Here is a 397-nt window from a genome sequence, read left to right as displayed (position 1 = left end):
GTCCTGACCCCGCGCAACAGCCAGCTGATCGTCATCGACCACCAGCCCCAGATGGCCTTTGGCGTGCAGTCGATGGACCGCCAGACCATGAAGAACAACGTCGTGGGCCTGGCCAAGGCAGCGAAGATCTTCGACGTGCCGACCACGATCACCACCGTCGAAAGCGATTCGTTCTCCGGCTACACCTACCCCGAGCTGCTTGACGTGTTCCSTGGCAAGGAAACGCTGGAGCGCACCTCGATGAACTCGTGGGACGACCAGAAGGTGCGCGACGCACTGGCCGCCAACGGCCGCAAGAAGATCGTCGTGGCCGGGCTTTGGACCGAAGTCTGCAACACCACCTTCGCACTGAGCGCCACCGAAGTCTGCAACACCACCTTCGCACTGAGCGCCATGC

General features: G+C 62.4%; 1 protein-coding gene. It reads left to right on the top strand.

The annotated features are described in order from the left end of the window. Positions 1–397 (top strand): isochorismatase family protein (locus AC1DK4_RS40855; RefSeq protein ID WP_477132283.1); only part of this gene is annotated, 397 nt, incomplete at both ends.

The sequence above is a fragment of the Cupriavidus sp. 05N38 genome, from assembly GCF_056397345.1.
This window is presented reverse-complemented; position numbering and strand designations above follow the sequence as displayed.